The organism is Rhizobium sp. 05N49 (assembly GCF_056396805.1).
The window spans coordinates 51,340-65,524 of record NZ_JBFTME010000002.1; the positions used below are offsets into that span (position 1 = coordinate 51,340).

A 14,185-nucleotide genomic window follows, 5' to 3' on the forward strand; every position below is an offset into this window, starting at 1 on the left:
TCCCGCGCACGAACACGGAAACCGCTTGATTTAGGCATTTCGGCTCAAGGCGGCGTCGATAATCGACTGAGCAGCTTGAAACGCGGCCTCTATACTCATTTCCGACGTGTCAAGCAAGTGCGCATCGACTGCCGGCTTCATCGGGCTGTCCGCCCTGTTCATGTCGCGATCGTCGCGTCGTTTGACGTCCTCGAAGATTGCGTCGAAATCTGCTGTACCCCCCTTGCCGATGATCTCGTCGTAGCGGCGTCTTGCGCGCACTTCCGGCGATGCCGTCACATAGAGTTTCACAGGTGCCGCAGGGCAGACGACGGTGCCGATATCGCGCCCGTCGAGAACCGTTCCTGGCACCTTCTCAGAAAACCGCCTTTGCGCCTCGACCAGCGCCCGGCGCACTGCCGGCATGACGGCAATTTTCGATGCGGCCTCACCGATCTCGTGTCTCGACAATATATCGCGATCCAGTCCGGCGAGTTCAACCTCACGTGCCATCTTTTCGGCGACAGTCTCGTCATCAAGTGGCAGTCCGGCATCGATGAGCGCCTTGGCCGTCGCCCTGTAAGTCAGACCTGTATCGAGGTGATGGAAGCCGTATTGCTCGGCGATCCCTCGCGAAAGCGTGCCCTTGCCCGCCGCGGCCGGACCGTCGATGGCGATGATGAAACTGTCCGTCATGACGTCATTCCGTGCCAAGGCCGCCATAGCGGCGCACCAGTTCCTGCATTTCGGCCTGCTCTGCCATTTCGGTGAGGCCCTTGGCAACACCTTCGCGGTCGGCAACCGGCCGATTCTGGCTGACTTTCCATTTACCGTCGATCTCGGCGATTTCGATTTCGATGCCGACAATGCCTTTCAGTTGCGCACGGATGAAATCGTCAGGTGCATCGCTGACGGCCCACGGCTTTTCACGCAGGCCCTCCTGCTGACCGGTGAGCGCGCTGATTTGCGCCAAGAGCCAGGCGGCATCTTCGATTACCCGTGCAGGCCCGCGCGCCTGCACGACCGCATAGTTCCAGGTCGGAACCACTTTGCCGGTCTCGGCCTTGGTCTGGTACCAGGACGGCGTGATATAGGAATCGGAACCCTGGAAGACGGCAAGTATGGGTGTACCGGCGGCGATATCGCGCCACTGACCGTTCGCGCGCGCCAGATGCAGCCGCAAGGTTCCTTTGCCGGAAGCCTCGGCATCAAGATGGAATGGCACCGAATTGGCAATCAGACCGGAGGCGCCCGCCGTGATCAGCAGGCCAAGCGGATGTGCGCGGATAAGCGCATGCTGCACATTGAGATCATCCTCGCGAAAATGCGGTGGCTGGTACATGTCAGGCCCGTTCGATCTCTGCCCCGAGGCTTTTCATCAGATCCATGAACTGCGGAAAGCGGGCCGCAATCATGCTGCTGTCATCGATACCGACAGGATGCTCCGAAGCCAATCCCATGACAAGGAAACTCATGGCGACGCGATGGTCGAGATGCGTAGAGATCGGCACAAGGCCTGCATTGCCGAGCCCCTTTCCGTCCGGCCGGCCGGTGACCGCAAGCCAGTCCAGGCCTTCCTCGCAATCGACGCCGTTGAGCTTAAGCCCTTCCGCAATGATTGAGAGCCGCTCCGGCTCGTTGATCCGCAGTTCCTGCAGCCCATTCATGACCGTCCGGCCCTTGGCGAAGCCGGCGGCGACGGCAAGAACAGGATAGTCGTCCATCATCGATGGCGTCCGCTTTGCTGGAACGGTAGTTCCGGTCAGTTCGGAATGACGCACCCGCAAATCCGCCACATCCTCGCCGCCCGAAACCCGCGGATTGAGGATCTCGATATCCGCACGCATCTCCCGCAGTGTCAGGATCAGTGCTGCCCGCGTCGGGTTCATTAGTACATTGGAAATGACGATGTCGGAGCCTGGCACCAGCAAAGCCGCCACCAGCGGGAGAGCGGCGGAGGAGGGGTCGCCCGGTACATCGATCTTCTGGCCGATCAGCCTGCCGCGTCCCTGCAGTCGAACCGTCCGCGTGCCCTCCTTGTCGGTCTCAGCGGACAGTTCTGCGCCGAAGCCGGCCAACATCTTTTCCGTATGGTCACGCGTGATCGCCGGTTCGATAACCGTCGTCACACCCGGAACGTTGAGGCCGGCCAGCAGTATCGCCGACTTCGCCTGCGCGGAGGCGAGGGGCAGGGTGTGGTGGATCGGGGATGGCGTTTCCGGCCCACGCAGCATAACCGGCAGGCGATCGCCCTCAACTGACTTCACCTGAACACCCATGCGGCGTAACGGATCAAGCACGCGGCCCATCGGCTGCCGGGAAAGCGAGGCGTCGCCGGTAAAGACGGTGTCGAAATCATACGCGCCGGCAAGGCCCATGATCAGGCGTACGGCAGTGCCGGAACTGCCAAAATCGAGCGGAATCTCCGGCGCAAGCAATGCGCCGTTGCCTGTCCCGTTGATGATCCACGTGTCGCCCTCCTTGCGGATCACGGCACCCATGGCCTGCATAACCTTCGCAATATTGAGCACATCTTCGCCTTCGAGGAGCCCGGCAATACGCGTTTCGCCCGATGCCAGTCCGCCGAGTATCAGTGCGCGATGCGAGATCGATCTGTCGCCGGGAATACGGACGGTTCCGGAAAGCCCGGAGGATTTGCGGGCGATGGTCGGCTTCGATGCGGAACCCTGCGACATGGGTTAATCCCTTGCAACGGCGATATATTCGCGCCGCTCACGGCTTGGTGCCGGTATGTCTTTCCGGTCGGCCTTGCGGCAATCGCGGTTGGTTAGCACAAACTTGCCGAGCGGTCATCCGGCAGGCTGGGCAAAAGCCTGAAGCCGCCCGTGAAGTTTAGCTTTGACACGGGAAGCCGTACCGATTAAGGGGACCGGCTTATAAATTCCGAATAGAACGCCGGTTTGACGGCATTTGCCGAATCTTGCATTCGGCCATTCTCACGAGGCTTATAGTGGCGAAAGCGGAACTTGGAACCAAGCGCACCGATCCGGAAACCGGCAAGAAGTTCTACGATCTGAACCGGGACCCGATCGTTTCTCCTTATACCGGTAAATCTTACCCCCTGTCCTTCTTCGAAGAAACCTCGGCAGTCGCCGAAGTTCAGGATGAGGACGAGGTTGCCGAGGTCGATACCGAAAACACCGAAGTCGAACTGGTTTCGCTCGAGGACGCCGATGACAATTCCGGCGGCGACGACATCCCCGATATGGGCGATGACGATGTCGAAATCGAAGGCGATGACGACGATACCTTCCTCGAAGCCGACGAAGATGACGAAGATGACGACATGAGCGACATCATCGGCGTCACCGGCGACGAAGACGAAGTCTGATCGAACGAATACCGGCCCGGATGACAAAAATATTCCGGGCCGGATTTTTTAGGCTTGCCATCTGCGAAAACCGCAAGTAAGAAGCCGCCACTCCAGAGGAAACGCCCTCTGGAGTATCCCAGGACCGGCCAGACCGGACCATCTTGATGGGGCTATAGCTCAGCTGGGAGAGCGCTTGCATGGCATGCAAGAGGTCAGCGGTTCGATCCCGCTTAGCTCCACCAAATTTCCTAGCACTCGGTATTTACCTTCGAAATCAGTAAGTTGGGTCACTCATTGCTTTGGCCGAGTACCCAAGAAAGTACCCATCGGCAGTACCCAGCGCTTGTGAGTATCGAGGATATTAACCGGAGCAGCGTAGCTTTTTGATTCGCGCTGGTTAAAACTTCAGGCCAACCATCGGAGAGACGAGCACAATGTCATGAGCGGGGGATATGACCCACGGGCTGTAGCGAACCTCATGCTGGATGAGGCGGATAGGCTTGGCATTCAGCTCACAAACCTCTCCCTCCAAAAGCTGCTCTACTTCGCCCACGGCATCTACCTGATGCAGACCAAAACGCCCCTTGTCTCGGGCTACTTCGAGGCGTGGCAGTATGGTCCAGTGCATCCATCCGCTTATCGCGCCTTCAAAGATGCCGGCTCAGTAGCAATCACCTTTCGGGCAACAGGCCAGGACATCCTCACCGGTCGGCCCCGCGAAATAGCGGCTCCTGACGACACACGGCTCACCGGTTTGTTGCAGCAGGTCCTCAATTCTTATGGTCGAATGCCGGCGGGTCGTCTTGTGGACCTCTCTCACGCAAAGGACTCGCCATGGTCGCATGTCGTGGAACGCGGGAGGGCAGAAGTTGCATTCGGTTTGCGAATCTCAGATACTGTAATCATTGATCGATTCCGGCATCACAAGGTCTCGATCAGTGCGGAACCGTTATCTGGAGACCCAAGTGACGACACCCCTTTTGCCTGACACTGATTTGGCGCGGATCGCTCCTCTCCCGGACGACATGAAGCGGGCCGCTCTGAGGCAAATGAAGTCCGGCTTCTCTACGTTCTCCTACAAGCATGTTCGCTCCTGCTTCGGCGACCTCTTTAACATACAGCCTGCTATGTTTGGTCTCTCCGAGGCGACACCTTACGACAAGATTGATGAGCGGTTAGTTCGGGTCTGTAAGGCGGGCGCTGAGCTGAAGAATAATAGGCAAATTGCCAAGGCGCTACACGCGTTCGCCACCTCAGCCGGGATTACAGGCAGGCACCATGATTTCTTTCCGCTGGCTATGGGGATTGGCCGCAAGGTAAGCTTCTGGCTACCTATGGTCTTGGCGATCGAGGAGCGGCCTTACGCAGTCTTCATAGACCCTCGGCGGACCCGAGGTTTGACCCAAGATGCGCGGCGCTTTGCATTCTCCATGATGCATGAGCGCATTCGAGCTTCCGATGACGATTTTTCAGGCATCAACTTTGCTATCATCCGCTTCGGTGCTGATGACGAGCATGAGTGCCGCGCCGTTCGGTTTTTCAGTGATGAAGGCATTGACCTTTATTCCCTGGACGAGTTGGAAAGTTTGGTGGCCTCTACCTATCGTATTTGGCAGGAAGTCTGGGACGAACGCACTATCGAGGCCCGGCGACGCAAAGGCCCCGGGGGTTTCTTCTAGGATCAGAACCTAATCGAGTTCCTGCTGGCGTGGTCGCAAGATTCCTTAAGCAAGAATATTACCGTCGGGGCAAAAGGGGCATGGCGAGCGGGGCGGTAACCATTGCCGTTTCCTCATGTGGCTACCAACGCTACCCGTAGCATGCAGATCTGCACTCAGGTTGTTGAAATCACTTCTTTTGCAACTTGGAGCCTTGCAATTAAGTGGTTGCATCTCCTATATATATACTCGCGTTCCGCAAATGGGTCGCATCTGGCGCGAAAGTCTTCTGACTGGGGGCGTCCGAGTTTTAGTTGAAACTGTCAAGGTTTCCGAGAATATTTATGATGAGATCCATCAGGATTTCCTTGTGATGACGACGATGCCATATGCTGGATAGCATACTGACAATATAGACGATTACATCGAAGAAGTGCCTTACATCCTAAACGGTGCGGAGCAAGGTTATGACTATAAGGGCACATGGTCACCTTGCTCCCTCTCGCTCGTCTGCTTCGGACGGTTGGGCCTTCAGGCCGAAAATGTATCCTCACTTTGATTCTTTTCTAAATGAGACAGAGGCTCGTGCGCTTGCTTCGGACCCCGCAAGAGTTGCTGCTCATACCTTCTATCCATTTATCTTGTATCACCAGCGATGGACCAAGTTCACCGCAAAGGGCACGAAGGGCAAAGTCAAGGAGCGGCCCATTCGCTTCGCAGCTCGCGCCGACGCCTACATCTTCAGCTACTATCGTCACCTTCTTTCAGCTCCCTTTGAAGCTAGGCTCAAGGAACTGGACCTCGGTGACAGTGTTCTTGCATATCGTCGGATCGCGAGCCCTGGTGGTGGCGGCAAGTGCAACATTCACTTTGCGCTGGACGCCGTAAACGCAATTAGGAAACTCGGTAACTGCAGCGCAATCGCTCTCGATATCAGTAGCTTCTTCGAAAGCCTTGATCACGAGATGCTTCGGGCTCGTTGGTGCGATTTACTAAAGGTCAGCCGCCTCCCGCCCGATCACTATGCGGTGTTCAAGGCAATGACTCGGTATTCTGTAATAGATCGAGAGGAGCTCTACGAGCGCCTCGGTTATTGGGGACAAAAGCACGTCTCCAGAGATGGCGTCCAGATCAAAGGGTTTCTGGTGGATGAGAGCGCGATACCATTGCAGCTTTGCAACGGGACGGATTTCCGTCAGAACATCGCAGGCGGAAACGGTCAACGTTCGCTTATAGAAGTTCACCGCAAACCTTACGGAATACCACAAGGCTCCCCCATCTCGGACCTGCTCGCAAATTTCTATCTCATGCAGTTTGACCGGATTGTGGCAACCAGAGTGAGAGAGCTGGGGGGCATCTACTTCAGATATTCCGATGACATTCTTATTGTCGCGCCAATCGAGCCAGATGCTGCTATCGACTTGGAAGCGTGGGTTCGTCAAGAGATTGTCTGTCACGGCCCGAAGCTTCAAATTAAGGCTGAGAAGTCTGCCATCTTCCGATATTGGGGAACCGGTGGAGACCAAACTTGGATCAGAATTGCCGGTGAACAGGGTAAGAATGGCATCGAGTACCTGGGTTTCCGCTACGATGGAAACAGCATGTTCCTTCGAGACAGCACCCTAAGCGGCCTCCAAAGGAAGGCTGCGTCAAGTGCCACGAGGCTAGCGCTTTCGTTGGTCCAACGTTATCCCGGCAAATCGTCAAGCGATATTCTTACCGATGTCAATCTAAGCAGCTTCCTTCAACGATACGGCCGAGTCCACGACTTCGAGTCTAAGGCCGACAACGTCAAGAATTGGACTTTCTGGACATACGCCACCAAGGCGGCAAGCATCACTGCCCCACTTGGACTCCCGATTTTCAAGCAGCTCCGCAACTATCGACGAAACATGAGGAACCATGTGAAGAGAGCCTTGGAAAAGAAGGCTTAGCACGGCATCCAAACTCGCGTATTAACTTCTTAAGCGGATTGGTGGTGGCCGCTGACTTCACCAGCAGGCCCGAGAACAGGGTGATGATAAAGTTACGAGGGGAGCTCCGGACTTGAGCAACACATCTGACTGGCAAACGACTGAGCCGCCCATCGAGACGGATATCGAGTTTGAGCGCGACGACAATACTTTCGGCTCTGGTAAGCTGATTACGTTCGGAACTATGAGCTTGACAGGCACCAACGAGAAGCTGGGCAGCCGGCCCTCTCAACTCTATTGCCAAAAAGACAATCAAGACGCTGCGTTCGGCGTCCGCAAGTGGCGCACTGTGCAAGGCCCCATCCTTGTTGGTAGAGGATGAGCGATTGGCGGCTGACACACATATTCTGACCCTCCCCGCCGCTATGCTCCGCAGGGGCTTTTGGCTGTATGTTTGGCGTGTGGAGACTACGAAGGGTGAGATGCTCTATGTTGGTCGCACAGGCGACAATTCCAGCCCCCACGCAACCGCTCCGTTCACTCGCATGGGCCAGCATCTAGGTTATGCTCCCAATCAGAACGCACTACGCAGACACCTCAAGGCCGAAGGGATAGAAGCCGAAGAGTGTGGAACCTTTCATCTCATTTCGCATGGCCCCCTTTTCGAAGAGGTGAGGAGAAAGGACGGTGACGACCGCGCGGCGTTGATGGAATTGCATATACCGGTTCGAAATATTGTCGGTGCGTTTGAGAAGGTCCTTGCGGAGGAGCTGAAAGCCGCCGGATATAGGGTACTCAATACAGTCAAATGGAAACACCCCCACGATATCGAAGGGTGGAATGCAGTGAGGGAGGCCTTCTCCTTGCACTTCCCACGCTTAACGTCATCGTACGGTTAACTCGGCCTGCGCCATTGCCGCCAGCCGTCGAGCACACCGCGATACTTGATGCAGTTGGCTGACATGCCCAATGTTCGCGTTGGATATGGGCTAGGTCAAGCCCGAATTTCGGGAGGAAGAGCGTGCCAACAAGATCAATTGCGACGAACGGAACGCCTACCGAGGGAGAGCCCTTAGGGGTCACGCATCTCAGAGGTGATCTACGTGCCAGTGACCGCGCGACTTCCCCCCGGTACCCCTCGATGGGACCCGTTCTCCTCAAAATGAGGGTTCAGTCACCACGCGGTTGTTCACCGTCTTCCGGCGTTGCGGCGGCCTCGGCTTGGGTTAGCGATGGAGGTGCCGGTATGACGGCAACTGGTAGCACGGCATTGCCCACGGCTATGGCGGTAAGAGCTTCTCTCAGGCGCTTTTGATCCTGCTCCTCATCCTGCCATCCTTGCGGAGCGTAGGCACCTCGAAGAACTTGCAGCTGCTCGACTGGCGTTCCGACTGCCTTTGACATTTCCGACAGAAGATAAGCGACATGAAGGTCCGCCTTCTCGACCAACCGTGCGCGGGCCTCTGCTTGAAGCCACATCGTGTCGTCAAAAATGGCCATAAGTTCGTTGTAACGCTGCATGACCGCCTTCTTGGAATAGAAGTAAACCGGTACAAGGTTCAACGCACCAACAAATTCTGCATTTGTGGGATGTCTACGGGTCCGCATCATGGAAACAAACAAGCTGCGTCTGCTATTCTTCCAAGCCGATCTTTCTTGATACCAGAGGGTTATTGCCACTGCCGCAATCGGACCAACGAACGTTGCAGCTACAACCGCCCAATCAACTTGGGGTACCCAACCCAGCATCACTTTCCCTCGCCCGATTTTGGAGCAAGGTGCCATAGATTCCACGAACCGCAAGTCTCAATAGACCAAGCCCATGTGAGTCTCGCGTTGGGCCGCTAAAACAGTCGCACATAGGTGGTGTTGACATTTTGAGACTATTGGTATCTCATAGTCCTGGACTTATGTGAGACCGTGAGGACGCCACGATGCCAGCAGTGATGATTGGTTATGCCCGCACATCCACCATCGACCAGAAGGCGGGACTAGAAGCTCAGCTCCGCGACCTGGAAGCGGCAGGATGCACCAAGATATTCCAGGAACAGCTTTCCTCGGTGGCGAACGAAAGACCCCAGCTTGAGCGTGCGCTTGAGTTTGTTCGTGAGGGGGACGTGCTGGTGGTCACGAAGCTGGACCGTCTTGCCCGCTCGGTGGTGGACCTCGTGGCCATCACGGCGGCGCTTAAAGCCAAGGGTGTTGAGCTTCGCATCCTCACTATGAACCTTGATACGTCCACGCCTACCGGCAAGCTTATGCTTAATCTGTTGGGGTCTATCGCTGAGTTTGAGCGAGAACTGATGTTGGAGCGGCAGCGGGAAGGCATTGCCAAGGCTAAGGCAGAAGGCAAATACAAAGGCCGAGCACCCACAGCACGAGACCAGGCGGCACAGGTGGTAAACCTCAAGGCTGCGGGGAAAACTGTGCAGGACATACAAGACGCCTTGAGCATAAGCAGGGCGAGTGTCTTTAGAATACTGAAAGAGAGTCGGGCAGCTTCTTGAGATCGGGGGACAGATGCCAGTTACTAGTGGACATGGAAATCCTAAATGGACGCGTGAAGAGACGCTTCTGGCATTGGATCTTCTCTATAAGCACAACGCTCCTCTCGATCGCCGCCATACCGAAGTGATTGCTCTCTCCGACCTTCTGCAAAATGCGTCCATCCATCCAGCAGTGAGGCGGCGCAATAATTTCCGCAATCCCGACGGGGTTGCCTTGAAGATGCAAAACTTGCTGTCTGCGGCGGAGCCCGGGCGTAAGCTAAGCTCCTCAAAGGCGGATAAAGCCGCAGTCGCGGACTACCCAAAGGCACGAAAGGATGAGCTTGCTGTCCTCGCGAATTCCCTGAGAGCCTCGTTCATTTCGAATGATGGTCCAGATGAGCTACCTGACGATGAGGTTTTCGTTGAGGGGCGCTGGCTAACCGTTCGGCATCGGCAGAGAGACCAGCGCCTTCGCCAGCGGCTTCTGACCAAATTGCGCGGCACAGAGCTTCAATGTGAGATGTGCAATGTGTCACCGCCCCCGATTGATCGCGGGTTTCAAGAGAGCAGATACGAGGCCCATCATAGAGTTCCCCTAGCAGAGGCGGAACACGAAAGGGAAACCCGTGTTGCCGACATGGCACTTCTGTGTGCCTGTTGTCACCGAACGCTTCACAAGATGATTTCCCGGTATCGCCGGTGGGTGAGCGTGGCTGAAGGCCGCAGTCTGTTGGGCCTTGCTACTTGAACGTCCCTCGGTAGATGCAAAAGTCTCAATCCTCGCAGCGCGCTCAATGGGTGGCTGCGGGGTCTTTGGTCAGCACGAAGTCCCGGCTCGCCTGGCTCCACGGAAAGCAGGTCGCGGGCCGACCAATATTTCCACCATCGAAATAACAAGCAGAAATGGCACCGGAAGTGGTGTCGATGCGTACAACCCGTTGACCGAAGCCAGCGAACTGGTAGCGGCCCAAAGAGCCCCATGGCGAAAGCTGCAAAACCAGCCCTCCACCAATGACGATGCCCAACGCGCTCAGCGCAACGATGGCAATGGGTGAAAGTGGGATAGGCGCGGTCTGGCTGGTAGGTGTACCGCTCTGGCCCTCATGGCGGACCTCAGGTCTCTGCTCAAGCGTATCTACACTCATCGATTTTCCCCTAAGGCCTTCGCCTGCGGTACGCTCGCCGCAAGCTTGCCTCTCAATGACCCCTTGATCGGGGGCGTGGAAAGCCGAGTCTAGTCGGCCCTAAGCTTTTAGTTCGGTGGAACCTGGACATAACCTAGGTCCCCCGACCAACTTAAGGTCAAGGTCGGTCCCCTTCCGGTGGGGGCCATTACCGCTAGACTTCAGAGCTTCCACACTCCGGAACGCCGCGTCTGCGCTCGAAGCACTCATTACCCGCTCGGTGAATCTGTCGCAAGTTTCAAATCGCACAGAAGGGCCGCAGATAATTGGAAAATATTTCTACGCCAGAGAGCGTGCGCTGTAACGTCTTCCATGTCCTCAAGTGGAGACATGCCGAAATGGAGGGATTTATTTAGAATAATCTTTCTTTGAAACATAAGGTACTTAGCCTCATCTGGCTTAGAACACTAACGGAGAAAGAGATGCAAATAGAGCCTATTCGATTACTGATCCATGCAACCCAATCCGGATCGCACATAAAAGGGCAAGTCCCCGCAGGGTACGCAGTGCGCATCCTGGGCGGAGGCCTCGACAAGGTGCTTTTTTCGGGCCGCCAAATATCCGAGGTCCAGGCGATGTATGCTTTCGCGTTGGAAGCAGCGTTCAATTATTTGTTGGTAGAGTTGAGCGACGCGGTTCTCAGTACCAATCCAAAGGTCGAGATCGTGGTAAAGTCACCCGGGATGAGCGCTCGATTTCAGGACGCGGATAATAGCCTTTTCGAAAAAGCGATAACGGGCGAGACCACAGCGACAGCCAACATTGATACCTGGCTGGCAAGCGCCGCAATTGCGACTCACTTCCAACCGAGCTTTCGGCAGCCCGAGCGCGAAGAAAAACAGATGTTGAAAGAAGTCGAGCAAATAGCAAAAGGACAAGCACATAAATGCGCGCATAGCAAAGAGCGCCTTGGATCACCAACGTGGTAATCATATTCGACTACAATGGCGAAAGGTGCTCAGTTCCTGGTTGCCACAGGCCAACGGAGAAATCGGAAGGCAAAGGGCTCGCTCGGTTCCACTGCCGTCACCACGTTCAGCATAAAGGTCGGCATGGCTCCCACTGGCACGCGACTTATAAGGCGTCTGAGTTGGTCCCCTACGTTAAGAGCGCGGAACGGTGGATTAAGGAACATCGAGAGGACTCGACCTATCGTGGGACCTATTGGGAGCTGGAGCACTTCATGGCTGGCGTGGGACGCCCAGACCCAGCGATGAACTTGCGGGGACAATCGGCAGCATATCGCGCTCGAATCGCCTTTGCGCGTTTACGGGCGGCGGAAATTCCCACACGGCGGCTCATAGCCATCTATCTCGGGGTTGCAGCCCTCATTGAGGATGATTTCGGCAGCCACCGCACCCGTGAGTTCCGCATCGTGCAAGCCGCGAAGGCTGTCCATAGGCTCGCTAGCGGCACCCACCGCAAGTGGGATACATGGGACCCCCTAGCGGGAGGTACCAGGCAGACCGAGCTTCACGCCTATCCTCGCTCTTCCGGGCACGTCCTAAGGAAGATCGGGGAGGCGCTGGAGAAGGCATGCGACGAGCTAGCCCGTTCAGCAGTGCCCGAGGTGATCGCAATGCGCACCGAACGCTTCGGTCCCCATCCATCCCATCCGCCTGTCGCAAAGGCGTCCTGATCAACAACAAAGTCCTCGCCGCTGTCTGATCTCCTGGCTAAGGTGGGGACGCACATGTTGGAGCGCATATTGCTTCCCCAGAAATTGGCAGCCCACAACGCGTTGCCCCATGTCCTCCACTATGACGGATGGTTGACCGCTGGCGGCGGCAGTCTCATCGCATTGGCCGAGTGCATCTTCGAAATGCTAGCGCCTCCGATCATCACGCCCGGAAGAAAGCACAGAGCCGACGCCGAGAAGCGCCGGAAGCTTTGCACCGCGACATTCGTGGGCAACCTTTTAGTGACCACCCTGAGTCCCATTCATTATGCCGGCTTGGCCGTGCCACTAGGCAACGGGAAGCTCACTCGATACGATCGGAAAGACTTCAACACCGACGTCTTAAGGATGGCGATTGAGGAGGCCGAAAATGCGGGCCTCGTCACGGTCGAAGAGGCAATCTTCAAGGAGCGGCGAACCGTCGTGACCCCGACGTCACGCTTCCGGCAGCTCGTTGCCGCACATGCGGTAGCACTTGCAGACATCCATCACCTAGAAGGCCGGGAAACAATCGAGCTTTGGGCGGGAAGCCGAAGGAACGGACACAAGACGCCTGTTGACTACGTTGACTGCCAAGAGGCGGACACCATGCGGATGGAGATGGCGGAGATCAACGGGGTTCTAAACCGTGCCGACCTTCGTCTTGGCGGTCATCAGACTGGCCCCATCCATCTTGTCCGAAAGTTTCGCATCGATCAGCCCGGAGATGCTCATAAGTTCGACCGTCATGGCAGAATTTACGGTGGCTTCTGGGAAGACCTGCCGAAAGATCAACGCCACTTGCTGACCATTGGGGGAGAGCCGGTGGCGGATCTCGATTTTACATCCATGTTCGTCCAGCTTGCTTATAGTCGGCAAGGGGCCACGCGACCTAGCGGCGACCTATATGCAATTCCGGGCCTGGAAGGGTATCGTGACATTGTGAAATCGCTCATCGCGTCGCTGTTCTTCCGCAACACTGAGGCGCGTAGCCTGCCTGCCGGCATCAAGGAGGCATTGCCTGAGGGTTGGAACATGGCGCGCTTCAAGGCAGCAGCGTCGGAGTTCCATCACACCATCGCTCCGCTCTTTGATACCACTGTTGGCTTTGAGTTGATGGGGCTGGAAAGCGAAATCCTAGTCGGCATTCTGATCGAGCTGGCTTCAAGGGGCGTGGTCGCATTGCCAATGCACGATGGCATTATGGTGGCCGTGAGCAACAGGGATCTGGCCATCGAGACCATGCAGAAAATTAGTGCCTTGAAGGCTGGCCGTCCGCTTCCGGTGATTGAAAAGCCAGTACAAACGCCCGCCAAATAACTCCCCACTATGGCCCTCTAGGGACGCCTTATAGCTAGAGACCTAATTGCTCTAGACCCCTCATCACCTTCAGCTCAATGGCAGCTTTGAGCTGCTTAAAGTAACCTAGGGGCTGTATCTCAAAGTGACCAACACTGTGCTCCCTTCCGGCGCTGCCTTTGGGGGAAGAGATGATGATAGGCAATCTACCGCCGTTCCAATGCCACAAAGCCATTCCTTGCGTCTGCCGAAAGGAGCCGTAAAGTCTGCTTCATAGCCAGCCATTGAGCGGGGGGAAGTGATGGGGTCTAGCATTCGCAAGAAGCTGATGTTGGGATTAGCCCTTCTGTCCATTGTCGGCATTCCCGAAGCTTTCGCCTGCGATCAACCCATTGTGCTTTCAAACTGGAAGTCCTGCGCGGTGGGGCCTCTAAGCGAAACCGGAGGCGATGCCGATTGGAAGGCCGTACCGAAGTGGACACGAAGCAAAGACCTCAGGCCGTGGTTCATGGACGATCCCCGCCTGCTCGCCAATCATGGCTTATGCAACGCCAAGTTTCATCGGGTCGTGCTCTGTGCGCCGGGGTGGCAGGAGAGCGACGATAAGAAGGCTTGCTGGTACGCGATTTGCAACGGCTATCAGGCGTCTTTGAGGGATTGAGAGGGATGTAG

The 14,185-nt window shown here is 56.2% G+C and carries 15 protein-coding genes and 1 tRNA gene; 11 read left to right on the plus strand and 5 right to left on the minus strand.

All coding sequences use genetic code 11. The features are described 5' to 3' along the window. Positions 1-30: 30 nt before the first annotated feature. Genes cmk through aroA form a run of 3 tightly spaced genes read right to left on the minus strand, consistent with a single transcriptional unit; the run spans position 31 to position 2,675 of the window. On the minus strand, positions 31-675 hold the full coding sequence (cmk, locus tag AC1DF8_RS04430) for a (d)CMP kinase (protein WP_477995095.1): 645 nt from the start codon (positions 673-675) through the stop codon (positions 31-33). A 4-nt stretch (positions 676-679) separates the two neighbouring features. After that, positions 680-1,321, minus strand: a complete 642-nt coding sequence (locus AC1DF8_RS04435; RefSeq protein ID WP_477995096.1) for an FMN-binding negative transcriptional regulator — start codon at positions 1,319-1,321, stop codon at positions 680-682. 1 nt (position 1,322) lies between these two features. Continuing rightward, entirely contained in the window at positions 1,323-2,675 is a 1,353-nt protein-coding gene (gene aroA, locus AC1DF8_RS04440; RefSeq protein WP_477995097.1) for a 3-phosphoshikimate 1-carboxyvinyltransferase, read from the minus strand. A 275-nt stretch (positions 2,676-2,950) separates the two neighbouring features. On the opposite strand from aroA, the gene AC1DF8_RS04445 reads away from it, so the two are divergent. The 7 genes from AC1DF8_RS04445 (at position 2,951) to AC1DF8_RS04475 (ending at position 7,783) form a co-directional block, all read left to right on the plus strand. Continuing rightward, the gene (locus AC1DF8_RS04445; protein WP_112542861.1) at positions 2,951-3,331 is read left to right on the plus strand and encodes a TIGR02300 family protein; all 381 of its coding nucleotides are present in this window, start codon (positions 2,951-2,953) and stop codon (positions 3,329-3,331) included. Between the two features lie 148 nt (positions 3,332-3,479). Next, positions 3,480-3,555, plus strand: a tRNA-Ala gene (locus AC1DF8_RS04450). Positions 3,556-3,752: 197 nt separating this feature from the next. Next, complete coding sequence (gene socA, locus AC1DF8_RS04455) at positions 3,753-4,301, plus strand: type VI toxin-antitoxin system SocA family antitoxin (RefSeq protein ID WP_477832488.1); 549 nt, start codon at positions 3,753-3,755, stop codon at positions 4,299-4,301. Further along, the gene (socB, locus tag AC1DF8_RS04460; protein WP_477832489.1) at positions 4,279-4,992 is read left to right on the plus strand and encodes a type VI toxin-antitoxin system SocB family DNA replication inhibitor toxin; all 714 of its coding nucleotides are present in this window, start codon (positions 4,279-4,281) and stop codon (positions 4,990-4,992) included. Before socA ends, socB begins: the two co-directional genes overlap by 23 nt. Before the next feature lie 446 nt (positions 4,993-5,438). Then, positions 5,439-6,905, plus strand: coding sequence for a reverse transcriptase domain-containing protein (locus AC1DF8_RS04465; protein WP_477832490.1), 1,467 nt, complete (start codon positions 5,439-5,441; stop codon positions 6,903-6,905). A 112-nt stretch (positions 6,906-7,017) separates the two neighbouring features. Beyond that, complete coding sequence (locus AC1DF8_RS04470; protein ID WP_477832491.1) at positions 7,018-7,266, plus strand: hypothetical protein; 249 nt, start codon at positions 7,018-7,020, stop codon at positions 7,264-7,266. A 4-nt stretch (positions 7,267-7,270) separates the two neighbouring features. Continuing rightward, the gene (locus AC1DF8_RS04475) at positions 7,271-7,783 is read left to right on the plus strand and encodes a hypothetical protein (RefSeq protein ID WP_477832492.1); all 513 of its coding nucleotides are present in this window, start codon (positions 7,271-7,273) and stop codon (positions 7,781-7,783) included. Positions 7,784-8,054: 271 nt separating this feature from the next. Here the strand turns inward: AC1DF8_RS04475 and AC1DF8_RS04480 are convergent, their stop codons facing one another. Beyond that, positions 8,055-8,669, minus strand: coding sequence for a DUF6680 family protein (locus tag AC1DF8_RS04480; RefSeq protein WP_477995098.1), 615 nt, complete (start codon positions 8,667-8,669; stop codon positions 8,055-8,057). Positions 8,670-8,818: 149 nt separating this feature from the next. Between AC1DF8_RS04480 and AC1DF8_RS04485 the strand changes: the two genes are divergently transcribed. Next, positions 8,819-9,391 carry a recombinase family protein gene (locus tag AC1DF8_RS04485; protein ID WP_477995099.1) on the plus strand — a complete coding sequence of 191 codons (573 nt, stop codon included), beginning with the start codon at positions 8,819-8,821 and terminating at the stop codon, positions 9,389-9,391. A gap of 773 nt (positions 9,392-10,164) precedes the next feature. Here AC1DF8_RS04485 and AC1DF8_RS04490 read toward each other — a convergent pair. Then, complete coding sequence (locus AC1DF8_RS04490) at positions 10,165-10,518, minus strand: hypothetical protein (protein ID WP_477995100.1); 354 nt, start codon at positions 10,516-10,518, stop codon at positions 10,165-10,167. A gap of 461 nt (positions 10,519-10,979) precedes the next feature. Between AC1DF8_RS04490 and AC1DF8_RS04495 the strand changes: the two genes are divergently transcribed. The 3 genes from AC1DF8_RS04495 to AC1DF8_RS04505 all read left to right on the plus strand — a co-directional run bounded on the left by AC1DF8_RS04495 (position 10,980) and on the right by AC1DF8_RS04505 (position 14,174). Continuing rightward, positions 10,980-11,486: a hypothetical protein gene (locus tag AC1DF8_RS04495; RefSeq protein WP_477995101.1), complete on the plus strand. Its 507-nt coding sequence runs from the start codon at positions 10,980-10,982 to the stop codon at positions 11,484-11,486. 764 nt (positions 11,487-12,250) lie between these two features. Further along, the gene (locus tag AC1DF8_RS04500) at positions 12,251-13,534 is read left to right on the plus strand and encodes a hypothetical protein (protein ID WP_477995102.1); all 1,284 of its coding nucleotides are present in this window, start codon (positions 12,251-12,253) and stop codon (positions 13,532-13,534) included. A 280-nt stretch (positions 13,535-13,814) separates the two neighbouring features. Continuing rightward, on the plus strand, positions 13,815-14,174 hold the full coding sequence (locus AC1DF8_RS04505) for a hypothetical protein (protein WP_477995103.1): 360 nt from the start codon (positions 13,815-13,817) through the stop codon (positions 14,172-14,174). Positions 14,175-14,185 lie beyond the last annotated feature (11 nt).